Source organism: Polynucleobacter paludilacus (assembly GCF_018687595.1).
GTDB classification, from domain to species: Bacteria; Pseudomonadota; Gammaproteobacteria; order Burkholderiales; family Burkholderiaceae; genus Polynucleobacter; species Polynucleobacter paludilacus.
In genome coordinates this window covers 114353-136453 of record NZ_CP061298.1, presented here as the reverse complement: position 1 = coordinate 136453, position 22101 = coordinate 114353, and the positions used below count along the sequence as shown (strand labels likewise).

Annotated in this window: 23 protein-coding genes and 1 tRNA gene; 18 read left to right on the top strand and 6 right to left on the bottom strand. The window is 44.6% G+C overall.

Annotation, left to right across the window (positions count from 1 at the left end; translation table 11 throughout):
- Positions 1-13: 13 nt before the first annotated feature.
- The 6 genes from rpe (at position 14) to AOC06_RS00760 (ending at position 5092) form a co-directional block, all read left to right on the top strand.
- Positions 14-739, top strand: coding sequence for a ribulose-phosphate 3-epimerase (rpe, locus tag AOC06_RS00785; protein ID WP_215380438.1), 726 nt, complete (start codon positions 14-16; stop codon positions 737-739).
- A complete protein-coding gene (gene trpE / locus AOC06_RS00780) occupies positions 739-2244 on the top strand; it encodes an anthranilate synthase component I (RefSeq protein ID WP_215380436.1) in 1506 nt (501 codons plus the stop codon). Before rpe ends, trpE begins: the two co-directional genes overlap by 1 nt.
- A complete protein-coding gene (locus tag AOC06_RS00775) occupies positions 2228-2797 on the top strand; it encodes an anthranilate synthase component II (RefSeq protein ID WP_215380434.1) in 570 nt (189 codons plus the stop codon). Before trpE ends, AOC06_RS00775 begins: the two co-directional genes overlap by 17 nt.
- Positions 2798-2802: 5 nt before the next feature.
- Complete coding sequence (gene trpD / locus AOC06_RS00770; RefSeq protein ID WP_215381640.1) at positions 2803-3834, top strand: anthranilate phosphoribosyltransferase; 1032 nt, start codon at positions 2803-2805, stop codon at positions 3832-3834.
- A 13-nt stretch (positions 3835-3847) separates the two neighbouring features.
- Positions 3848-4660: an indole-3-glycerol phosphate synthase TrpC gene (gene trpC / locus AOC06_RS00765; protein WP_215380432.1), complete on the top strand. Its 813-nt coding sequence runs from the start codon at positions 3848-3850 to the stop codon at positions 4658-4660.
- A 78-nt stretch (positions 4661-4738) separates the two neighbouring features.
- On the top strand, positions 4739-5092 hold the full coding sequence (locus tag AOC06_RS00760) for a hypothetical protein (RefSeq protein ID WP_215380431.1): 354 nt from the start codon (positions 4739-4741) through the stop codon (positions 5090-5092).
- A 68-nt stretch (positions 5093-5160) separates the two neighbouring features.
- On the opposite strand, the gene ychF is transcribed toward AOC06_RS00760, so the two are convergent.
- The gene (ychF, locus tag AOC06_RS00755) at positions 5161-6255 is read right to left on the bottom strand and encodes a redox-regulated ATPase YchF (RefSeq protein ID WP_215380429.1); all 1095 of its coding nucleotides are present in this window, start codon (positions 6253-6255) and stop codon (positions 5161-5163) included.
- A 40-nt stretch (positions 6256-6295) separates the two neighbouring features.
- Here ychF and AOC06_RS00750 point away from each other — a divergent pair, with 40 nt between their 5' ends.
- From AOC06_RS00750 to AOC06_RS00710, 9 genes are all read left to right on the top strand, one after another.
- The gene (locus AOC06_RS00750; protein WP_215380427.1) at positions 6296-7570 is read left to right on the top strand and encodes an FAD-dependent monooxygenase; all 1275 of its coding nucleotides are present in this window, start codon (positions 6296-6298) and stop codon (positions 7568-7570) included.
- Complete coding sequence (locus AOC06_RS00745) at positions 7563-8282, top strand: DsbC family protein (protein WP_215380426.1); 720 nt, start codon at positions 7563-7565, stop codon at positions 8280-8282. The genes AOC06_RS00750 and AOC06_RS00745 overlap by 8 nt, the downstream gene beginning before the upstream one ends.
- Before the next feature lie 27 nt (positions 8283-8309).
- Positions 8310-10091: a M61 family metallopeptidase gene (locus AOC06_RS00740; RefSeq protein WP_215380424.1), complete on the top strand. Its 1782-nt coding sequence runs from the start codon at positions 8310-8312 to the stop codon at positions 10089-10091.
- Positions 10092-10100: 9 nt separating this feature from the next.
- Positions 10101-10868: a uracil-DNA glycosylase gene (locus tag AOC06_RS00735; protein WP_215380422.1), complete on the top strand. Its 768-nt coding sequence runs from the start codon at positions 10101-10103 to the stop codon at positions 10866-10868.
- Positions 10869-11157: 289 nt separating this feature from the next.
- Positions 11158-12474: a glutamyl-tRNA reductase gene (gene hemA, locus AOC06_RS00730; protein ID WP_215380421.1), complete on the top strand. Its 1317-nt coding sequence runs from the start codon at positions 11158-11160 to the stop codon at positions 12472-12474.
- Complete coding sequence (prfA, locus tag AOC06_RS00725) at positions 12475-13554, top strand: peptide chain release factor 1 (RefSeq protein ID WP_215380419.1); 1080 nt, start codon at positions 12475-12477, stop codon at positions 13552-13554. It abuts the gene before it with no gap.
- 6 nt (positions 13555-13560) lie between these two features.
- Complete coding sequence (gene prmC, locus AOC06_RS00720) at positions 13561-14403, top strand: peptide chain release factor N(5)-glutamine methyltransferase (RefSeq protein WP_215380417.1); 843 nt, start codon at positions 13561-13563, stop codon at positions 14401-14403.
- Between the two features lie 83 nt (positions 14404-14486).
- Positions 14487-14795: a Grx4 family monothiol glutaredoxin gene (grxD, locus tag AOC06_RS00715; protein WP_112317990.1), complete on the top strand. Its 309-nt coding sequence runs from the start codon at positions 14487-14489 to the stop codon at positions 14793-14795.
- Between the two features lie 17 nt (positions 14796-14812).
- Complete coding sequence (locus AOC06_RS00710; RefSeq protein ID WP_255879974.1) at positions 14813-16048, top strand: DNA recombination protein RmuC; 1236 nt, start codon at positions 14813-14815, stop codon at positions 16046-16048.
- Between the two features lie 71 nt (positions 16049-16119).
- Here AOC06_RS00710 and AOC06_RS00705 read toward each other — a convergent pair whose 3' ends face one another.
- Complete coding sequence (locus tag AOC06_RS00705) at positions 16120-16701, bottom strand: phasin family protein (RefSeq protein WP_215336784.1); 582 nt, start codon at positions 16699-16701, stop codon at positions 16120-16122.
- Positions 16702-16864: 163 nt separating this feature from the next.
- On the opposite strand from AOC06_RS00705, the gene AOC06_RS00700 reads away from it, so the two are divergent.
- Positions 16865-18205, top strand: a complete 1341-nt coding sequence (locus AOC06_RS00700) for an MFS transporter (protein WP_215380414.1) — start codon at positions 16865-16867, stop codon at positions 18203-18205.
- Here AOC06_RS00700 and AOC06_RS00695 read toward each other — a convergent pair.
- Entirely contained in the window at positions 18194-19078 is an 885-nt protein-coding gene (locus AOC06_RS00695) for a hypothetical protein (RefSeq protein ID WP_215380411.1), read from the bottom strand. The genes AOC06_RS00700 and AOC06_RS00695 overlap by 12 nt on opposite strands.
- 51 nt (positions 19079-19129) lie before the next feature.
- On the opposite strand from AOC06_RS00695, the gene AOC06_RS00690 reads away from it, so the two are divergent.
- Positions 19130-20011: a hypothetical protein gene (locus AOC06_RS00690; RefSeq protein ID WP_215380408.1), complete on the top strand. Its 882-nt coding sequence runs from the start codon at positions 19130-19132 to the stop codon at positions 20009-20011.
- 59 nt (positions 20012-20070) lie between these two features.
- On the top strand, positions 20071-20901 hold the full coding sequence (locus AOC06_RS00685; protein WP_215380405.1) for a DUF5672 family protein: 831 nt from the start codon (positions 20071-20073) through the stop codon (positions 20899-20901).
- 1 nt (position 20902) lies between these two features.
- Here AOC06_RS00685 and AOC06_RS00680 read toward each other — a convergent pair.
- The 3 genes from AOC06_RS00680 to AOC06_RS00670 form a co-directional block, all read right to left on the bottom strand.
- Positions 20903-20978 (bottom strand) — tRNA-Thr (locus AOC06_RS00680).
- A 28-nt stretch (positions 20979-21006) separates the two neighbouring features.
- Positions 21007-21669: an FkbM family methyltransferase gene (locus tag AOC06_RS00675; protein ID WP_215380402.1), complete on the bottom strand. Its 663-nt coding sequence runs from the start codon at positions 21667-21669 to the stop codon at positions 21007-21009.
- Positions 21670-21688: 19 nt separating this feature from the next.
- Positions 21689-22096, bottom strand: a complete 408-nt coding sequence (locus AOC06_RS00670) for a ClpXP protease specificity-enhancing factor (RefSeq protein ID WP_215380400.1) — start codon at positions 22094-22096, stop codon at positions 21689-21691.
- Positions 22097-22101 lie beyond the last annotated feature (5 nt).

Genomic DNA, 22101 nt, shown 5'->3' with positions numbered 1-22101 from the left:
CTAGAATCTAGGGATGGATAAGCCAAATTTGCACCTCAATTCGCCTTTTGTCATAGCGCCCTCGATCTTGTCGGCTGACTTTGCCTGTCTGGGCAAAGAAGTGACAGAGGTTCTCGCTGCTGGGGCAGACTGGATTCACTTTGACGTGATGGATAACCACTACGTCCCTAACCTCACCATTGGACCATTGGTCTGTGAAGCTATTCGACCACACGCCATCAAAGATGGTAAGCCAGCAATCATCGATGTACATCTGATGATTGAACCTGTTGATCGAATTGTTCCTGACTTTGCCAAGGCAGGAGCCAACCTTATCAGCTTTCACCCCGAGGCAAGCCCTCATGTGAATCGCACGCTGAATCTGATACGCGATCACGGCTGTCAAGCAGGTTTAGTTTTTAATCCTGCAACCCCCTTAGATCATCTCGATCACATTCTGGATTTAGTTGATCTGGTTTTACTCATGTCAGTCAATCCTGGATTTGGTGGGCAGTCATTTATTCCGAGCACGCTCAGCAAGATAGCTCAAGTCAGGACTCGCTTAGACCGTCATCAACAGGAAAGTGGCAGAAAGATACGGCTTGAAGTCGATGGTGGTATCAAAATCGATAATATCGCGGCGGTTGCAAAGGCCGGTGCTGATACTTTTGTGGCTGGCTCAGCGATTTTTGGCAAACCCAATTACGCAAATATTATTCAAGAGATGCGCTCAGAATTGGCGAAGTCAGGACAAGCGTAATGCAGCTCGATGAATTTAATGCTTTAGCAAAGCAAGGCTTTAATCGCATTCCTTTGGTAAAAGAAGTATTGGCTGATCTTGAGACACCGCTGTCACTGTATGTGAAGCTCACCCAAGCCTTTGGTAAGAAAAATACCTATTTGCTTGAATCTGTTTTGGGCGGTGAGCGCTTTGGTCGTTTTTCATTCATTGGCCTGCCAGCCAAAACCATCTTAAGAACTACTGGTACACCTACTGCCCCTCTGACTGAAATTGTCACTGATGGCAAGGTTGTAGAAACTAATCAAGATAATCCGCTCGACTTTATTGATGCTTACTTCAAACGCTTCAAGGTTGCCTTACAAGCCGGCCTACCCCGCTTCTGTGGTGGCTTAGCAGGTTACTTTGCTTACGACACCGTACGCTACATCGAAGCAAAACTCGCTAAACATTATCTTCCAGACGAGCTAGGTGCGCCTGATATTCAACTCATGCTCACAGAAGAATTAGCAGTAGTTGATAACGTTGCTGGCAAAATTTATTTTATTGTCTATGCCGATCCTTCTCAGAGCGATAGCTTTTCAAAAGCACAAGCGCGTTTGAAGGAATTACTCGCATGTTTAAGCAAACCTTTCAGCATGCCTGCCTCTCGACCAAGTAGCAAAACTGAATTGGTGCGTAACTTTAAGGCGGCAGATTTTGAGAGCGCCGTTCTCAAAACTAAAGAATACATTTTGGCTGGCGATTGCATGCAAGTGGTTATTGGCCAACGCATTAGTAAACCGTTTACTGATTCTCCTTTGGCACTTTATAGGGCTTTACGATCCCTGAATCCATCACCTTATATGTACTTCTATGACTTTGGGGATCTTCAGGTAGTTGGCTCCTCGCCAGAAATTTTGGTTAGACAAGAGCTTCGTGAGGGAAACAAGATGGTGACGATTCGTCCGCTTGCTGGTACACGTCCTCGTGGTAGCACTCCAGAAGAGGACGAACGTCTAGCAAAAGAACTGTTGGCGGATCCCAAAGAAATTGCTGAGCATGTGATGTTGATTGATCTGGCTCGTAACGATGTGGGTCGGATTGCTAAGACAGGCTCTGTCAAGGTCACTGACTCTATGTCGATTGAAAAATATTCTCATGTACAACATATTGTGAGCTCAGTAGAGGGTCAATTGCTCGACAATATGAGCAATATGGATGTTCTGCGCGCTACTTTCCCAGCAGGTACTTTATCGGGTGCTCCCAAGATTCGGGCAATGGAGATTATTGATGAGATGGAAGTCGTTAAACGGGGTGTCTATGGCGGCGCTGTGGGCTACCTCTCTTTCTCGGGTGATATGGATGTTGCGATTGCAATTCGTACAGGAGTTATTCGGAATGGGGTTTTACATTCTCAAGCCGGAGCTGGTGTAGTGGCTGACTCAGATCCAGCCGCCGAATGGAGAGAGACAGAGGCGAAAGCCCGTGCAGTTTTAATGGCAGCAGATTTAGTACAAGGAGGACTCGATGCTCCTCATGATTGATAACTATGATTCTTTTACGTACAACTTGGTTCAATACTTTGCTGAACTGGGTGAAGAAGTGAAAGTTGTTCGTAACGACGAAATTGCAGTTGAAGAGATTGCTGCTCTTAAGCCGAGTCGTATTTGTATCTCTCCAGGACCTTGCAGCCCAGCAGAAGCCGGCATCTCGGTAGAGACTATCAAGCGCTATGCAGGACAAATTCCGATTTTGGGCGTTTGTTTAGGGCATCAAGCCATTGGCGAAGCCTTCGGCGGACAGATTGTGCGCGCCCAAAAAGTAATGCATGGCAAAACAGATCAAATTCATCACACGGGATTGGGCGTTTTTAAGAACTTGCCCGATCCATTTACAGTGACCCGTTACCACTCTTTGGCAATTGAAAGAAGCTCTTTACCCGCCGTTTTAGAGATCACCGCAAGCTCACCCGATGGAGAAATCATGGGTGTGCGTCATCGCGAACTTGCTGTGCAGGGAGTGCAGTTTCATCCTGAGTCAATTCTGTCCGAACATGGACATGCTCTCTTAAAGAATTTCCTCCAGGCCTCATCATGAGCGTCATGCCCATTACTCCTCAAGCAGCCCTCCAGCGCTGCATCGAACACCGCGAGTTATTTCCTGATGAGATGACTTATCTCATGCGCATGATGATGAATGGTGAAATGCCGCCTGCCTTGATTGCAGGGTTATTAGTCGCCTTGCGCACTAAGAAAGAGACCGTTGGTGAAATTGCCGCTGCCGCTAAGGTGATGCGTGAGTTTGCCACTCCTGTTCATATTGACGACAAAGCACACTTAGTGGATGTGGTCGGCACTGGCGGTGATGGTGCCCATACTTTCAATATCTCCACTGCAGCCATGTTCGTTGCAGCAGCAGCCGGTGCAAAAATTGCTAAGCATGGCAACCGCAGCGTGAGCAGTAAATCCGGCAGTGCAGATGTTCTTGAGACTCTTGGGGTCAACTTGAACCTGAATTCCGCAGAAGTCTCTCAATGTATTTCTGAGATTGGCGCGGGCTTTATGTTTGCCCCCAATCATCACCCCGCTATGAAAAATGTTGCCCCAGTTCGCAAAGAGCTGGGTGTGCGAACCATCTTCAACATTCTTGGACCATTAACGAATCCTGCAGATGCTCAGCATATTTTGATGGGCGTTTTTCATGCTGACCTAGTGGGGATTCAGGCGCGGGTTCTACAAGCGCTAAATATGAAACACGCACTAGTGGTCTATGGTCGCGACGGCCTTGATGAAATTTCTCTTGAGGGCGCCACTTTGGTGGGTGAACTTAAAGATGGCACAGTCCGCGAATATGAAATTCACCCCAGCGATTTTGGCCTAAACATCGCCCCCACTGCTAACTTCAAAGTTACAAATGCTACGGAGTCTAAGCAGATCATTCTGGATATCCTGAATGGTGCAGCAGGTCCAGCCAAAGATATTGTTTGCCTAAATGCTGGAGCCACGCTCTATGTTGCTGATATGGCCAAAGATATTGCTAGTGGCATTGCAATGGCAAAGCAAGCAATTGAATCTGGTGCCGCGCTACAAAAACTCAATGCATTCATTGCAGCGAGCCATAACATGCAATCCTAACCACCAGAGATATATGAGCGATATTCTCGACCGAATTGTGGGGACCAAGCGGCTTGAAGTAGCCAGAGATCAGCAAAAGATCTCTCTTGCCCAACAACGCAGCAAAGCAGAGTCCAATAATCAAAACGGGCCACTCAAACCTCGTGGGTTTGTAGCGGCGATTGAAAACAAAATTGCCAGCGGCAAACCTGCCGTCATCAGCGAGATTAAAAAAGCAAGTCCCAGCAAAGGCATTTTGCGCGAGCATTTTCACCCTGCTGAAATTGCTCAAAGCTATGCCGACAACGGCGCAGCCTGTCTCTCCGTTTTAACCGATGCCGACTATTTCCAAGGATCGAATGCTTACTTGGAGGCTGCTCGTGCTGCCTGCAATATTCCCGTACTCAGAAAAGATTTCACGATTGATCCCTATCAAGTCTATGAGGCCCGCGCTATTGGTGCTGATGCTATTCTGTTGATCGCTGCAGCTCTCGATATCAATCAAATGAAAGAGCTTGAACTGTGCGCTAGCGAACTAAACTTAGATGTATTAGTGGAAGTTCATAACGCTGAAGAATTAGAGGCTGCGCTCCAACTAAAAACACCATTGCTCGGAATTAATAATCGCAATCTCAAAACATTTGAGGTGAGTTTACAAACCACCATCTCCTTGCTCCCCCATATACCAAAAGGGAAGATCGTCATTACGGAGTCTGGAATATTAAATATCGAGAACGTCCATTTAATGCAGGATCATGATGTTCATGGTTTTTTAGTTGGCGAAACTTTTATGCGCGCGTCCAATCCAGGTGAAGCGCTTAATGCACTTTTCAAGTGCAAGGACTGAAATACATTTGTATTGAATTGGGCATATAATCAGCTCTTGAGCGAATACCGAACGATACGTTCACTGCCCTAGTCCAAAATGTCAAACACCAACTCTTCCGCCTACTTGCGATTTTTAAATCTCATTGATGCAATCGACAGAATTGCGCCAGGCAAAAAGCTAGATCACACAGAAGAAAGTCTGCTCAATACAATTGTGCTGAGCTTTCAGGCGAAAAAATCAGTGCTAGTCGGTGATTTAATTTCACTTTCAGCATTAGGTTCGCAAGCTACACTGCATGGTCGTCTTAAGACCTTGAGTGCCATGGGATATATCAAGATGGCAGCAAATGAAGATGGTCGCAAGAAGGAAGTTATTCCCACCAAGCTTGCTCTTAAGCGCTACGAAGAGCTTTCGAAGTGTCTTGAAAAGGCCGTTAAAGCAGCTGGCTGATCAAGTCTTCTTTGGTGTCAAATAAAAAGCCCGCTACTTGGCGGGCTTTGTTGTTTTAGTTGAGTAATTTAGACATTGAATAAGAAATTCAATACATCTCCGTCTTTGACTACGTATTCTTTGCCCTCAGCACGCATCTTGCCAGCTTCTTTGGCACCCGATTCACCCTTGTATTGAATGAAATCAGCGTAAGCAATGGTCTGGGCACGAATAAAGCCACGCTCAAAGTCTGTATGAATCACTCCAGCCGCTTGTGGCGCGGTATCCCCTTGATGAATCGTCCAGGCTCGCACTTCTTTTACGCCTGCTGTGAAATAAGTATGTAGGCCTAGCAATGCATACCCGGCCCGAATTACACGATCTAAGCCAGGCTCATCCATGCCCAGATCCGCCAAGAAGGCAGACTTATCGGCATCATCCAAATCGGCAATTTCGGCCTCAATTGCGGCGCAGACTGCTACAACGGGTGCACCCTCTTTTGCCGCATGCTGCTGAACAGCTTCTAGATGGGGATTATTGGTAAAACCGTCCTCTTTCACATTCGCCACATACATGGCAGGCTTGGCGGTGATTAAACATAGTGGCTTAATCAGTAATTTCTCTTCATCAGTCAGTTTTAAACTTCTAACTGGCAGAGCAGAATCTAAATGAGTCTGAACTTTGGTCAGAATCGCCACCAATGCAGCTGCTTCTTTGTCATTTCCTGACTTTGCGGCTTTAGAAGACCGATTTAAGGTCTTTTCAACCGTTGCCAAATCGGATAAAGCGAGCTCAGTATCAATCACACCAATATCGGCAATTGGGTCAATTTTGCCAGCCACGTGAATTACATTGGGATCCTCGAAGCACCGCACCACATGCGTAATCGCATCGGTCTCGCGAATATTGGCTAAAAATTGATTGCCCAGACCCTCACCTTTGGAGGCGCCTGCGACCAAACCGGCAATATCCACAAATTCCACCGCGGCAGGAAGGATTCTCTCCGGAGAAACAATCTCAGCCAGAGCCGCTAATCGGGGGTCAGGAACCTCGACCACACCCACATTAGGCTCGATTGTGCAAAATGGATAGTTCTCAGCCGCAATACCAGCTTTGGTAAGCGCATTAAACAGAGTAGATTTGCCGACATTAGGCAGGCCGACGATGCCACATTTCAAAGACATGTTTACATTGTAAAGGGGCTGGTTTCGATATCATCGAGTTATGTCAGAAGTTCATCAAAATCAGGCCCTCGCAAGCGCTACCAAACCCCCAGGTTCTAGGTCGATTGATGTGGCTGTCATTGGCGGCGGCATCGTTGGCAAAGCAGTAGCGCTGGGTCTGGCGCAGCTAGGACTCCAAACCTTAGAGGTCGCTCCCGGACTGGATCACACCATTCCCAACCCTTCTGGATCCGAGTGGGGGCAGCGAATTTATGCCTTTTCACCAGGAACCGTTTCTCTTCTAAAGCATCTACAAGTCTGGGATGCTGTTGATCATTCTCGCCTTCAGGTTGTGAAAGATATGCGTATTTATGGCGATCGGGGCGAGCGGGCAGACCAACTCCATTTATCGGCTTTCGAGGCAGGCGTTTCCGAATTAGCCTGGATTGGTGAATCCGGTGTGATTGAACACACCCTAGATACTGCATCACGCTTTCAAAATAAATTAGAGCGTTTGAGCGCCAGTATTTCTGAAATCCATGTTGACGAAGGCGGTGTTCAATTACAACTTGAAAATGGAAAATCCATTTTTGCCCAGCTCGTGATTGCTGCTGATGGTGCCAATTCTTTTATTCGCTCGGCTATCGGAATTGAAACCACAGAAGAAAGTTACGAGCAGAATGCTGTCGTAGCCAATTGGCAGTGCACCCAATCGCATTTACAAACTGCCTACCAATGGTTTCTGCCAGGCGGTGACATTATTGCGATGCTGCCCTTACCCAATCAACAAGTTTCGATGGTCTGGTCTACATCAAATAGTCACGCCGCACATTTACTTGAGCTAAGCCAGTCTGAGTGGGGTAGGCAGTTTTCGGAAATCGCAAATGGGGCAATTCTTCAACAGCTCGGTGCGTTAACCTTGCACTCTCAGCCTACCAGCTTTCCCTTAAGAAAAATGCGTGCGGAACGATTAATTGGCCCCCCAGATGATCCTAAAGTAGTTCTTCTTGGGGACGCGGCACACGTCATACATCCCTTAGCCGGCCAAGGACTCAATTTGGGACTGCGCGATGTTGCTGCGCTCCTGAATGTTTTAGGGAAACGCGAAAGCTTTCGCTCGATTAATGATTTCAATTTACTGAGACGCTACGAGCGTGAACGTCAAGGCGATACGAGTGCCTTACTTTGGGTTACCGATAAATTAAAAAAATTATTTTCTGGTTCAAGCAATACAGAACGTTTCGCCCGCAACTTTGGTCTAGGACTAGTGAACAAAAGTCATTTTTTGAAGCAGCGCCTGATTCAACAGGCTCTTGGAGATAGCAATCTTGAATAAATTATTACCGTTTCTTTTATGTCTTGCTTTGAGCCTCAGTTTTGCAAATCTTTCCCATGCTCAGTCTGAGCAAAAAATCAAAACTGAGCTGCAAGGCAAATTGGGTGGTAATTCGAAGATTAAATCTGTTACTGCCTCTCCAATTGCAGGAATTTATGAAGTTCAAGTAGGTAATGATGTGTTCTATACCGATGTCAATAGTAAATATCTTCTTCAAGGAGAAATTATTGAAGTTGCTACTGGTAAAAATATCACCGAGCAACGTCAAAGTGATCTGAATCGAATTAAATGGTCTGATTTACCAAGCGCCAATGCCATCAAAGTAGTACACGGCAATGGCAGTCGCCAGCTGGCCATCTTTGCTGATCCCAATTGTGGTTATTGCAAGCGCTTAGAAAAATCCTTACAACAACTTGATAACGTCACCATCTATAACTACCTTATTCCGATCCTGTCAGCTGACTCAGTACAAAAAGCCAAACAAATTTGGTGCGCCGCTGATCCCAGTAAAACTTATGTGGATTGGATGATCAATGGCACACCTATCACTGGTAAAGGCGATTGCAATACTGGAGCAATCGAGAAAAATCTTGGTCTAGCAAAGACTTTAGGGATTACTGGCACTCCTACTATCTTCTTTATTGATGGGAGTCGCTTCCCTGGCGCAGCGCAGTTGACTGACATCGAGAAAAAGTTGGCTAGTCTCAAATAGCTAGCTGCTAATGAATAAGAACCGAACATGAACCCAGCCATTACTCAAGATTACCCTGCAATTGAATACACGATCTGGCCAGCAGATCTGCATGGACACCGCTTTCACGTCAAACTTCGAATTGAGAATCCCGACCCTGCTGGACAAGTCTTGCAAATGGCCAGCTGGATTCCAGGCAGTTATTTGATTCGAGACTTTAGCAAGCATATTGAGACAATTGCGGCCTATTCTAGCCACAAGCCTCAGCAACCAATCGCACTAGAGCGCATTAACAATGACCAATGGCGCTTGCCCCGTGTTACTGGCCCAGTTGAAATCCTTACAACCATTTATGCCTTTGACTCATCGGTCCGCGCCGCTTATCTGGATACTGAACGTGCATTTTTTAATGCAACCAGTTTGTGTTTAATAGTTCAAGGGCAGGAAAATATTCCATGCGCTTTGGTGCTTGTTCCGCCAAAGACTGCAGATGCTGAATTTTGGTCCGTTCAAACTACGCTGCGCTCCGTCAAAATAGATCAGCAAGGTTTTGGTTTTTATCTCGCTGAAAATGTTGATGACTTGATTGATCATCCAATTGCGATGGGACAGTTTCAGGTGGTTGAATGGAAATCTCAGGGTATTTCACACAGCATGGCGATTCAGGGGTGTATTCATCCAATACAACATAAAAGGCTGGCAGAAGATCTGGAAGCGATTTGCTCATCGACCATTGCGCTCTTTGAACCCAAAAGTAAACGGGCTCCATTTAATCGCTATTTATTTTTAGTCAATGCAGTGATTAGCGGTTATGGCGGCCTGGAGCATCGTAATAGCACCGCCCTACTCTGCCGTCGTGACCAAATCCCCCAGACAGAAATTGCTTTAGATGAAAAAGCCTATCAAGAATTTTTAGGGCTCTGCAGTCATGAATATTTTCATGCCTGGCTAGTCAAACGGATCCAACCCAAAGCATTCCAACCCTATCGTTTAGACCGCAGAAATCATACACACTTACTTTGGTTATTCGAGGGCTTTACTAGTTACTACGATGATCTACAGCTCTTGCGCAGCAAGCGAATCGATTTAAAAACCTACTTGGGTATTGTTGCTGACAACTGGAATGCAATCTTACGCAGCCCAGGAAGAAATAAACAAAGCCTCGCTGACAGCTCTTTTGATGCTTGGACTAAGTATTACCAAGCCGATGAAAATACCCCCAACAGTGTTGTCAGTTACTACGGCAAAGGAGCCCTGTTAGCATTGGGCCTGGATCTTCAAATTCGAAATTTCACAAAAGGTCGCAAGTCACTTGATGATCTGATGCGCTTAATTTGGCAAGAGCACGGTTTAACCATGGACGGCATTGAAGAACATGGTCTCGATTTCCTCATCTCTGATTTATTGGGAACTGGCTTTCAAAAAATTTGGTCTGAATTTAAGATACGGTACATCTTTGGTACAGCAGATCTTCCCTTAGAAAAATGGTTTAACCCGCGCTTTATTAAGGTGGGCTCTAAATTACTCACCAAGATTGAGATGGTAAAGCTAGCCTTCGGTGTTCGATATTCAGAAGAGAAGGGCTGGCTCAAATTAACCCATGTACTTGATGGTGGACTCGCCCAAGCAGCTGGACTAGCGCCCGGCGATCTGATTGCCAGCATCAATGGTCAGCGAGTCACGAGCTCACGCTGGGATAAAGTCCTAGATAGCCTGACAATGAATCAAGATCTCATCATCTGTTTTTATCGTCAAGATCTTGAGCATGAGCGCATGGCACATCTCAACCTTCATCAAACTCCAAAGCAATATCAACTTTCAACCGTGTAATCCAGTCTGATGCTGATTTCACCAGAAGATATTCCGAAGGATTGGCGGGCATTACTTGGGGACTATTTCAGTTCGCCAGAATGGTTTGACTTGCAAGCTCGTCTGCAATCTGAACTTGAAGCGCATCCAGAATTGATCCGGCCTGAAGCCAAGAATTTTTTCAATGCATTGCGTTTGACACCAGTCGATCAAGTCAAGGTCATCATTCTGGGGCAAGATCCCTATCACTCCCCAGGCCTCGCTCAAGGTTTAGCTTTTTCTATTCCGGCAGATATTCCTACAAACTCTAGAGAGTTTCCAAGCTCACTACGCAATATTCGTAAAGCCCTGATTCTCGAAGGCTTTGGAGATTTACCTCACGGCGATTTGCATCATTGGGCCTCGCAAGGTGTTCTCTTACTCAATACGGCACTCAGTGTAAGACTGGGCGAAGCCGGAAGCCATACCAATTTAGGCTGGAGCTCTCTGATAAATGCATTAATTCACTCTTTAGCCATCCAGAGGGCTGGTCTAGTTTGGATGCTTTGGGGTGGTCATGCGCAATCGAAATTGAGCCTGATTGAACCAAGCAGAGATCAATTGGTCTTGTGTGCTTCCCACCCTTCTGGACTTGGGGTATATAAAACCGATCGTCCTTTTTTAAAACTCGGCGGGCAAGAAAGCTGTGGGCATTTCACAAAAGCCAATCAGTGGCTCGACAGCCATCAGCAATCTTCGATTGTTTGGGTTAAGGCAGATCAGAAACCAACTGGCACACAGGGAGGTTTATTTGAATAAGGCTGCCCAGACTGCCCCTGCGATAGCAGAAGTAACAATAGCGCTAAACCACTCCAGCATCTGGCCAGGTTGGTAAAAATGTCCTATTTGACCGATATAGGAACTTCCCAAAGCCACTAGAAAACCCAGCAAAATGGCGCCTAGCAGGCGATAAATTGGGGTTGGACGCAAGGATCGCCGGGGGTAGAAAACCCAACTAGCAAAGCTAGAACCGCCCCCGATCACCAGAAAAGCCAAAAACCCCATTGCAACCCCCATGATTAGCGTCTTCAAATCTATAATTACCATTATGAAGTTGTTGACACTCGGCATCAATCATCACACAGCGCCGGTCGCCATTCGGGAAAAAGTTGCCTTTGACCCTGAATTTCTTCAAGAAGCGTTGCATAACCTTCGCCAACATCTCGTTGGCGCGAATCAGGCCGGGCTGCCAGAAGCAACCATTCTGTCAACCTGCAATCGCACTGAAGTCTATTGTGCCGCTAATGATTCTGATGCTGCCAACGTCTTACATGAGGCCACTTTTGACTGGTTAGCGAAAACCCAAGGCCTAGCCCCCAGTAGCTTGCAACCCCATATTTATTCATTGCCACAATCTGAAGCAGTCAGACACGCTTTTAGAGTAGCCTGTGGACTCGACTCCATGGTGATTGGTGAAACCCAAATCCTTGGGCAAATGAAGGATGCCGTTCGCACCGCAAATGATGCTGGCGTATTAGGCACCTATCTCAATCAACTCTTTCAGAAAACTTTTGCAGTCGCTAAAGAAGTCCGTGGCACTACTGAAATTGGTGCACACTCGATTTCTATGGCAGCTGCAGCAGTACGTTTGTCAGAGCGAATTTTTGAAACCATACAAGATCAGCGCGTGCTATTTATTGGTGCTGGTGAAATGATCAATTTATGTGCCACGCACTTTGTTGCACAGAAGCCGAAAAGTGTTGCCATTGCAAATCGGACTATTGAGCGTGGCCAAGAACTGGCTGACTCGATTGCCAATCAAGATATTGAAGCGGAATCTTTTAAGCTTTCTGAGCTATCCCATCGTCTGCATGAGTTTGACATCGTCGTCTCCAGCACCGCTTCCTCCCTACCGATTATTGGTTTAGGCCTAGTAGAGAGCGCTCTTAAGCATCGCCGTCATAAGCCAATGGTCATGATTGACTTAGCGGTGCCACGAGATTTTGAACCTGAAATTGCTCGCCTAAATGATGTGTATCTTTATACCGTTGATGACTTAGGCGTCATGATTCAGACAGGCGCCTCTTTGCGTCAAGCGGCAGTAAGTCAGGCAGAAGCGATTATTGAAGATCGCGTGGGCAACTTTATGCATTGGATGCAAGGTCGCAATGCTGTCCCGCTGATTCAAGATATTCAGCAACAAGGTGAGCAACTGCGTCAACTGGAATTAGAGCGCGCGATGAAGCGCCTCATGCGCGGTGATGATCCTCAAGAAGTCCTACAAGCCATGGCACAAGGTCTTACAAATAAGTTTTTACATGGCTCTCTACATGCTTTACAACATTCCAATGGGGCTGAGCGTGATGTCCTGATTAAGCTCCTTCCTAAATTATTTGCCTCACAGACTAAGCCAGAAGATCATTAAATGAAGCCCAGCATGCGGGCTAAGCTAGACCATCTCGATACACGCTTAGCTGAACTCAATTCCCTCTTAACCACTGAAGAGTCCACGAAAGACATGGACATCTATCGCAAGCTCACTCGTGAGCATGCAGATATTGCCTCAGTCGTTGAGCAATTTGGTCTTTATAAACAAGCTGAAGCGGATTCTGAGGCGGCAGAAGAAATGCGTAAAGATCCTGAAATGAAAGACTTTGCAGATGAAGAGCAAAAAAGAGCTTTAGCAACGATGGCAGAGCTGGAGGCTGTCTTACAAAAACTCTTGTTGCCTAAAGATGAAAATGATGAGCGTAATGTCTTCTTAGAAATTAGAGCGGGTACTGGTGGTGACGAAAGCGCCCTCTTTGCAGGAGACCTACTCAGAATGTACACGCGCTTCGCAGAAAGACAGGGCTGGAAAGTCGAGGTAGTCAGTTCAGCTGAGTCAGACTTGGGTGGCTACAAAGAAGTCGTGCTCCGCCTGGTTGGACAGTCAGTCTACTCAAGGCTGAAGTTTGAATCCGGCGGTCATCGTGTTCAGCGAGTTCCCCAAACCGAAACGCAGGGACGCATTCATACGTCAGCCTGCACTGTAGCTGTGATGCCGGAGGCAGATGAATTGGAAGCCGTCAAAATCAATCCCGCTGAACTGCGTATTGATACTTTCAGAGCATCTGGTGCAGGCGGTCAGCATATTAATAAGACCGACTCGGCAGTCCGGATTACCCACTTACCAACTGGGACAGTAGTTGAATGCCAGGATGATCGCAGTCAGCATCGCAATAGAGAGCAGGCCATGAAGGTCTTGGTATCCCGCATTATGGATGCGCGGCAACGCGAGAAGCATCAGCTTGAAGCACAAACGCGTAAGTCTCTGATTGGCTCGGGTGATCGCAGTGATCGTATTCGGACCTACAACTTCCCGCAAGGTCGGATTACCGACCACCGCATCAATCTCACGCTCTATAAAATTGATGCCATGATGGATGGTGATCTAGATGATCTGTGTAATGCTCTGGCATCTGAACACCAAGCCGAACTCTTAGCAGCCTTAGGCGATAACTAATTACTGATGAGCGCAGAATACTCAATTCGCGCTTTACTTGGCTCGAGCCTACTGCCTGCTAATGAAGCTCGTATTTTGTTGGCTGATGTGATTAATAAGCACTATCAACTCCCTCGTAGTGCTCTGCTCTCTCAAGATGATTTAGCGCTCAGCCCAATTGCCTTGAGTGATTGGAAAACCTTAGAGTCGAAAAGATTGGCGGGAGAGCCGATTGCTTATCTCATCGGTAAAAAAGGGTTTCATGAGATTGAGCTGACTGTTGCGCCAGGGGTTTTGATTCCAAGGCCAGAAACTGAACTGTTAGTTGATCTCGCCTTAGATGCAATCAAACAAGTTGCAGGAACCGTAACAGTTCTCGATCTAGGAACTGGTTCAGGCGCTATTGCATTGGCAATCGCCCACTCGGCAAATAATGCCGTGGTCACTGCGACCGACCAATCCATAGCAGCCTTACAGATTGCCCAGCAAAATGCCCGAAATCTCAAATTAGATAAAAGAGTCAATTTCAAGCAAGGGTCTTGGTATCAAGCACTTGAAGGCAATGATCAATTTGACGTCATCGTCAGCAACCCCCCATATATCGCTAAAGGGGATATTCATCTGGGCCAAGGAGACTTGCGCTTTGAGCCTCAGTCCGCCCTAAGCGATCACTTTGACGGCTTAAACTGCTTAAAGGCCATTATTTTTGGCGCCCCCGCTCATCTTAGACCTGAAGGGCTACTTGCGGTTGAACATGGCTTTGATCAGAGCGCTGCCGTAATGGAGATCATGGCTGAAGCTGGATTGAGGAGTATTCAGAACCATGTCGATTTAGCTGGCAATCCCAGGGTCTGCACTGCCAGAAAATAAGGTTTTTACTTAAACTGCTTTGGCGCCCTTTTTCGATAAAGCTTTAAAATCAACTCATCCTAATAGATTCAAGAAAGACCATCATGGACACCCAAGCAAAGATTAAAGAAATTGTTAGCTCACACCCAGTCGTTCTTTTTATGAAGGGCACTGCCCAATTTCCTCAATGCGGCTTCTCCGGAAATGCCATCAATATTTTGAAGGCAGCCGGGGTTGAGAATCTGCACACAGTAAACGTATTTGATGATGAAAATATTCGTCAAGGGATTAAGCAATATGCTAATTGGCCGACGATTCCCCAACTCTATATCCATGGTGAATTCATTGGCGGCTCTGACATCCTGACAGAAATGTTCCAAAGCGGCGAACTTCAAAAGCTCGTTAAAGCCTAATTGACTCTAACTTGAATTTGAGCTTAGATACTCTTCTTTTATTAGGCCTAGCCTTTGGAATTTGTGTAGGCCTATTGGTCTACATATTTAGTCTACGCGCCGCACTTCAACAATTTACCGGCGTTCAGCAAGAACGGGATCAGGCCATTCAAAAAGCCATTCGGCTCGAGGCTGAACTCGATTCAGAGCGTAAACAGAGCCAAGGACGAATTGAATCTCTCAATGAAGCCAAAGAGGCTCTGACCAGTCAGTTCAAGAATTTAGCTAATGAGATTCTGGAAGATAAATCCAAGCGATTTACCGAACAGAATGCAGCTAGCTTAGATGCCCTCCTGAAGCCATTACAAACCAAACTCACTGAATTTAAAGAACAGGTCAACACTTCTTATGGCAATGAAGCACGCGAGCGCTTTGCCTTAAAGAGTGAGATAGAACGTCTTGCTAATCTGAATCTCAAAATGTCCGATGAGACTCGCTCCCTCACGCAAGCACTCAAGGGTGACTCTAAAGTTCAAGGTAACTGGGGTGAGCTCGTTCTAGAGTCGATCTTAGAATCTTCTGGCCTGCGTAAAGGCGAAGAGTATTTAGTGCAAGATAGCCATACCCTTACCGATGGTTCACGCCTTCAACCTGACGTTGTAGTGAAATTACCAGAAGGTCGCAGCCTTGTCGTGGATAGCAAGGTCTCCATTACTGCTTATGCCCGCCATGCTGAAAGTACTGACCCCGTCATTGCTGAGCAAGAACTCGCGGCCCATATTCAGTCCTTGCGTCAACATATTCAGGGACTTTCTGCAAAGAACTATAGCTCCCTGTATGGCATTGGTTCTGTCGATTTTGTGCTGATGTTTGTGCCCGTCGAACCTGCTTTCTTATTGGCCCTGAAGACAGCACCAAACCTCTACCAAGAGGCGCTTGCTAAGAATATTGTGCTGGTCTGCCCAAGCACGCTCATGGCCACACTGAGAACTGTTGCCCATCTATGGAGGCAAGATCATCAGAATCGTAACGCCCTGGAGATCGCTAAGCAATGCGGCAATCTATACGATAAGTTTGTGAACTTTGTAGATGATCTTGAAAAACTCGGTCAACGTTTGGACCAAGCACAAACAAGCTATCACGATGCCTTCAATAAGCTGAAGTCTGGCAAAGGGAATTTAATCCGCTCCGCTGAAAAGGTGCGTGAACTGGGTGTAAAGCCTAGCAAAAATCTTGCTTCGCCTCTGCTTGAATCAGCTGATGACGCTGAATAAGCAAATAAAAAGCCCGCCATATTGCTACAGCGGGCTTTCTTGAAACTCAATACTAGTTATTGCTTTAGCAATTAAGCAGCTTTGCGTGCACGTGTTGCAGGAGCAGCTTTTTTCACTTGAGTGATCTGACCTTGAACAGCATCGATTGCTTGCTCAGCAGTTTTTTCTGCAGTTGCAAAAGCTTCTTTGCTTGCAGAGCGGAACTGTTCAAAACCTTGCAATGCGCTGCCGTATACAGTCTTGAATGTTGACAAGAATGCATCAGAACCTGCAGGAGCATTAGCGGAAACAGTGTTAACCCACTCTTGGAAACCATTTTGCAATTGATCAATATTGGCTTCGATTACGCTTGCGAGTTCTTTATTGCTATCACGCAATACTTTAGTCACTTTACGCTGGTAAGCAACAGCTTGTGTACCAGCAGCTTGCAATGCATCAGCACTGATAATCTCAGTAACTTGCTTTGGATCTTTAGCATTCAAAACTTGCTGAATACCGTCTTGTGCATTCACTAATGCATCTTTAGATGCTGCATAGTTCAACTCAGCCAATTTTTGAGCATTCTCAAGAGCAGCTTCGCTCAAAGAAAATGTAGCCTCGAGGCCTTTGCTGTTAATTTGGGACAATTGAGCTGCGATTTGTTCTTGGTTCATTTATTTCTCCAGTAATTAAGTGGTGCAACTAATCTATTAAGTGCATTTAATGCGCTTGAAAACTTTAAATATTGCACTGCACCATAGAACTATATCTAAACAATAATGACAAATCAAGAACTTTTTGCTGCTTTGCAACAAATATAGATTAAATTAAGAAAAATTGAATATAAACAACAACTTATATATAGATAAGAAGCCACAAAGTTACCTTAAAACCGTTCTTGCGGCTTGTTTTGGGACTTTTTTGGAGTGGTACGACTTTTTAACCTTTGGTGCCCTAGCCGTGACTTTTGGGCCTCTTTTCTTCCCCTCGAATGACCCCTCCGCCAGTCTTTTACCCAGTCTTGCAACCTTTGGGGTGGGAATGATAGTCAGACCGATTGGAGCAGCATTCTTTGGCTCTTTGGGTGACCGGATTGGTCGTAAGCCGGTATTCATGATCACCATCTCGATCATGGGTCTAGCGACGCTTTTAGTTGGCTTTTTACCGATTTACTCTGAAATTGGCATCTGGGCCCCCATTCTTTTGGTCAGCCTTCGAATTTTGCAGGGATTTTCTGCTGGCGGAGAAATTGGTGGGGGAGCAATCTTTCTGGCTGAGCATGCTGGAGAAAAAAATCGGGGTTTCAAAACGAGCTTTTTACAACTCATGGGGCCATTTGGCATCCTTGCCTCGACTTTACAAATCACATTTCTTCAGCAATGGCTGTCCCCAGAAGAATTTCAGGCCTGGGGATGGCGTATTCCATTTTTCATATCCTTCTTATTGCTCTTGCTCGCAATCTATTTCCGGAAGACTTTGGAAGAGACTCCAATCTTTGAGGAATTAAAAACAAAAGATTTAAAAACGGAGGGGCAACTACTCAATAATTTCAAAGATTCAGAAATTCGCAAGAGAATGTTTTTGCTTTTTTTCTGCGTTTCTGGGGCTGGGGCAATACTTTTTTTCTGCGCACAAATTTATTTACCCATTTTCCTCAAAACAACTGTCAGACTTTCAGCAGAACTCGTTGATCAATTAAGCGTCCTATCAACTCTTTTCTTAGTGCTATCCATTATTTTTGCTGGATGGCTATCAGACCAGGTTGGGAGAAAACCAATAATTACTTGTGGCCTCGCTTTAGGGGCCCTGCTAATTCTTCCGGCGTTTTGGATGATAGAAACGATTGGATCTCATCTACCTTTAACTCAGCAAGATATCAACATAATTGGTTGCATTATGTTGGGCTTGTCTTTAATTTTAGGCCTCCTCGGAGGACCTCAAGCAGCCATCTTGACTGAATTATTTCCAGCGAAGTCCAGAAGCAGTGCCGCAACATTTCCGCATAACTTAGCTGCAGGTTGGATAGGAGGAATGCTCCCCTTTATTGTGGCTTGGATAAATCACAGACTCACTAGCCAGGTTGGTGGACTTTATTATCCGGCTATCTTATTGTTACTTGCCTGCGTAATCGCTTTTTTTTGGCTTCCTGAGACCAATAAAGAAAAATTAGAAAAGTAAACTTCTAAAAAATGAGGGATTAAAATTTTCATTTTTGTTCTTAAAATTTATTAGTGCCGGATTAATAAAAAGCTTTCCGCCAATTGCTCGGATCCCCCGATGGAAATGAACATGCTCACAAACCTGCATCCTACTGATCAACACTTTTTTATCGGCCGACATTAAAACTTTTACTTTTGATCCGAGGTATGGGTTTGGATTATTTAACACATAAGAAAGCTTATAAATGCCAATTCCCCCAAAAGCAGAATCTACTTCAACGAAATCCCTATTTTTGTCAAAAGATAAAATTCGCTTCCGGAACGTTTTTTGGTAGGCCTCCACATCCGATAACTTGAACTTATCAACAAAATCAAGGGCCTCTTCCCATATATCGCCGGGACATAGCTCTTTATGTCTGAGCGCCCACATATCGTAATAAATACCCTCTTGGTTCGCAAAGACCGCAGCTCTATCTGCAGCCGCATCAAGAAATTGGACTGACTCTATAAATCTATCAATGTTTAAACCTTCAGTGTTGACGTCATCCATATCAAGCGTTAGTAAGTAATCGAAATTGCTGATTACATCATTTTTCTTAATAAATTCAATATAAGTATTTCGTAAATATTCCAGCCTAAGGGTGCGAATCGGCAACTGCCCAAGCCCATCCATGTTCAACAATGTAAAGTTATTCTTGCTCTGGCCCCAATCATTTAAGATTTTCTTAGTTAAGTCTTGTGAGTCATTTTCAAGAAAAATAAATGCTGAATCTATAAAAATCTCTGAGAGGGAACTTATTTCCTCGAGCACATTAGGAAGAAATTTTTCGCAGTCTCTGGCGATACCAGCAAAAATTACGCGTTTCTGATGAGTTATTGAGTTAGGATCCATATGTTTTTTAGATACTAAAATAGCTTAATAAACTGATTATCGGATATTATATTGAATAACCTTGAAATACACTTCTTCACCATAGTCATCAATGGTCAACCATTTATTGAGAAGCATATTGATACTTTTATAAGTCTTCCAATGAAATGGCATTGGCATATCGTAGAGGGAATTGCGGAGCTGAAACATGATACCGCCTGGTCATTGGCTGCCGGGGGTAAGATTCCTGAATTACTTCATCAAGATGGGCGCAGTATCGATGGAACCAGTGAATATATTGACCAACTAAAGACCCTTTATCCAAAGCAAATTTCTGTTTATAGAAAACCAGCGGGTAAGTTCTGGGATGGCAAGCTAGAAATGGTAAACGCGCCATTGAAATCAATCAAAAAAGAGTGCATCTTATGGCAAATTGATGTTGATGAATTCTGGTCTGTGAATCAAATTATCGCCGCACACCAGATGTTTCAAGATCAACCTAAAAAATTTGCCGCATTCTATTGGTGTCATTACTTTGTTGGACCCAATTTACTGATATTAACTAGATATGGCTATGCAAATAATCCAAACTTTGAATGGCAAAGAACTTGGCGCTTTAAGCCGCATTTCTTTTGGGCAGCCCACGAGCCTCCGACTCTCGTAGAGCGAGATTTCAGCGGGAAAGTAAAACCAGTAATGAATCGCGGAGTATTTAGCCACGAGGAAACGGAAGCCAAAGGTCTTGTATTCCAACATTTTGCTTATGTCACCCCAAGTCAACTCACATTCAAAGAAAGTTACTACGGATATAAAGGGGCTTTGGCTAATTGGGAGAGATTGCAAGGCAATACCAATTTCCCAATACGCTTGGCGGATTACTTTAATTGGGTAATGGACGAAACATTAGTCGGAACTCTAGATATCACCGGGGTTAAACCATTTGAGAAATTTTAATTCTTAATTAAGATATAAGTGAATACTGGTGCTTAAAATTAATATCTGAAAGTAATGCCATGCCTAAAATATCGGCTGCGATTGTTGATACATATCCTAATAAAAAATTTGCCTCTACTGCTATCAAAATAGTGCAGTCTCTGCCATTTATTAACGAAATTTTTACCTTCTCGGATAAGCCATTTACAGAGTGCCCTAATGTTAACTATATAGAAATTGAGCCTATAAAATCCAATAATGAATACAGTCAGATCATCCTCCAAAATCTCCCGCCTATTATTAAAGACAGTCATGTATTAGTATTTCAGTGGGATGGATTTCCTATAAATATCAACTCTTGGTTGCCCAATTTTTTAGATTATGACTATATTGGCGCCCCCTGTGACGAAGTGGGGTGGGTTGGGAACGGGGGGTTTAGTCTCCGCTCCAGAAAATTACTTGAAAAAATTAGTGAATTAAAAATTTCTGTCGACTTAAAAAACCCATTCGATCAACCTGAGGATGTCCTCTTGTGCTGCCACAAAAAAACCTTACTTGAAGAGCATGGTGTACTTTTTGCGCCTAAAGAACTTGCTACTAAATTTTCACACGAAGCGGGACCGGTAAATAAGAAAGCATTTGGATTTCACCGTGCAGACAATTTTCCATTTTTTATTAGAGAAACTGAGCTCATCAGATTCGCAAATGACATAGTTCCTAGGATCGGATCTCCGTGGACAATGTGCGCATATCTTGAAAATTGCTCCAAAGAGAATATGAAAGGTCTTTTAGCTGCGACTCTGAAGGACTATAAAGAAAAACCAAATCTGTGCAGAGCTTTTCAGTATTTGAATGCAAAAATTCCTGATAGCCCATTGCTAAAACTTTTTGAGACTTATCCAACTAAATAAGTGGTGCCCCTTGTCCGACTCGAACAGACCACCTACTGATTACAAATCAGTTGCTCTACCAGATGAGCTAAAGGGGCGTTAATTTAAATTATTTTAGCATCTAAACTAAATGGCTAACTTGAATAAATAATCCCAATCAGATAGGCGATCAAGATACTGATAGCCGTTTGACTCTAAATACGCCTTCAACTTATCAAAACTTCTGCTCTCTATGACCATGTAGCGAAATTTGAATTTGTCATGATTAATCCCCTTAAGAACCTCAATCTCTGCCCCCTCAACATCCAAGGAAAGCAAATCTATTGAATAGGGAGAGCCTGCCTCTATTAGCAAGTCATTCAATGGTCTGGCAATAGCTCCAAAAGTTACATTTTCCTCAAATTGCCCTAAAAACCTCTTACCTTCTGCTGCATGCTCTTTTGGGCATGCAATATCAGATTCCAGACCTACCGAAATTGTCATTAAATTTGAGTAAATAATTTCGACAAATTTATCCTTATAGTCAAAAGATACGCATGCGTTGCAAAACAAGTGAGTTTGTCTACTCCGATTCTGTCGGCACGCCAAATAGTTGTGCAGTGTGGGCTCTACCAATAGACCCTTCCAATTTCTATACCTTTCGAAATATAGCGTATTTGACTGGTGGATGCCATTATTGGCGCCAAGCTCAACAAAGTAGCCTCCATCGAAATCACAATACTTTTCTATCTTTTCATCTAGATTATTGAGACCAAAATATCTCTTAACATCTTGGATATACAAACCCATTATTTACCTTTTTAGTAAGCTATTTCACAATCTTTAAACTTGGGCGTTTGGGCTTAGGAGGCTCATGACTATCCACCTGCTCGCTGGGTCTGTTTTGGGTTTTTGACTGACTGGGATCAAATGGGAAAGACATTCCCTGGCCATTTTCCCGTGCATAGATAGCTAGAACATGGCTTATTGGCACCAAAATCTTCTTGGGCACTCCACCAAACCTTGCCTGAAAGCTGATCCAGTCGTTCTCAATCTGTAGGTTATGACAGGCATCCACAGAGAGATTGAGGACAATCTCGTCCTTCTTCACGAACTCCATTGGTACTTCTACGTTTTGATCCACAAAAACCGCTATAAAAGGGGTAAAACCAAAATCCGCACACCACTGATGTAGTGCACGGATTAAGTAGGGCTTATTACTTGGAATGTCAGACATATTGA

Coding starts and splice junctions, on each gene's coding strand:
- AOC06_RS00750 (WP_215380427.1), top strand. CDS start 6,296: ATGTCAGAAGTTCATCAAAATCAGGCCCTCGCAAGCGCTACCAAACCC.
- hemA (WP_215380421.1), top strand. CDS start 11,158: ATGAAGTTGTTGACACTCGGCATCAATCATCACACAGCGCCGGTCGCC.
- AOC06_RS00735 (WP_215380422.1), top strand. CDS start 10,101: ATGCTGATTTCACCAGAAGATATTCCGAAGGATTGGCGGGCATTACTT.
- rpe (WP_215380438.1), top strand. CDS start 14: ATGGATAAGCCAAATTTGCACCTCAATTCGCCTTTTGTCATAGCGCCC.
- grxD (WP_112317990.1), top strand. CDS start 14,487: ATGGACACCCAAGCAAAGATTAAAGAAATTGTTAGCTCACACCCAGTC.
- AOC06_RS00740 (WP_215380424.1), top strand. CDS start 8,310: ATGAACCCAGCCATTACTCAAGATTACCCTGCAATTGAATACACGATC.
- prfA (WP_215380419.1), top strand. CDS start 12,475: ATGAAGCCCAGCATGCGGGCTAAGCTAGACCATCTCGATACACGCTTA.
- AOC06_RS00760 (WP_215380431.1), top strand. CDS start 4,739: ATGTCAAACACCAACTCTTCCGCCTACTTGCGATTTTTAAATCTCATT.
- AOC06_RS00685 (WP_215380405.1), top strand. CDS start 20,071: ATGCCTAAAATATCGGCTGCGATTGTTGATACATATCCTAATAAAAAA.
- trpC (WP_215380432.1), top strand. CDS start 3,848: ATGAGCGATATTCTCGACCGAATTGTGGGGACCAAGCGGCTTGAAGTA.
- ychF (WP_215380429.1), bottom strand. CDS start 6,255: ATGTCTTTGAAATGTGGCATCGTCGGCCTGCCTAATGTCGGCAAATCT.
- AOC06_RS00675 (WP_215380402.1), bottom strand. CDS start 21,669: ATGGGTTTGTATATCCAAGATGTTAAGAGATATTTTGGTCTCAATAAT.
- trpE (WP_215380436.1), top strand. CDS start 739: ATGCAGCTCGATGAATTTAATGCTTTAGCAAAGCAAGGCTTTAATCGC.
- AOC06_RS00695 (WP_215380411.1), bottom strand. CDS start 19,078: ATGGATCCTAACTCAATAACTCATCAGAAACGCGTAATTTTTGCTGGT.
- AOC06_RS00775 (WP_215380434.1), top strand. CDS start 2,228: ATGCTCCTCATGATTGATAACTATGATTCTTTTACGTACAACTTGGTT.
- prmC (WP_215380417.1), top strand. CDS start 13,561: ATGAGCGCAGAATACTCAATTCGCGCTTTACTTGGCTCGAGCCTACTG.
- trpD (WP_215381640.1), top strand. CDS start 2,803: ATGCCCATTACTCCTCAAGCAGCCCTCCAGCGCTGCATCGAACACCGC.
- AOC06_RS00670 (WP_215380400.1), bottom strand. CDS start 22,096: ATGTCTGACATTCCAAGTAATAAGCCCTACTTAATCCGTGCACTACAT.
- AOC06_RS00705 (WP_215336784.1), bottom strand. CDS start 16,701: ATGAACCAAGAACAAATCGCAGCTCAATTGTCCCAAATTAACAGCAAA.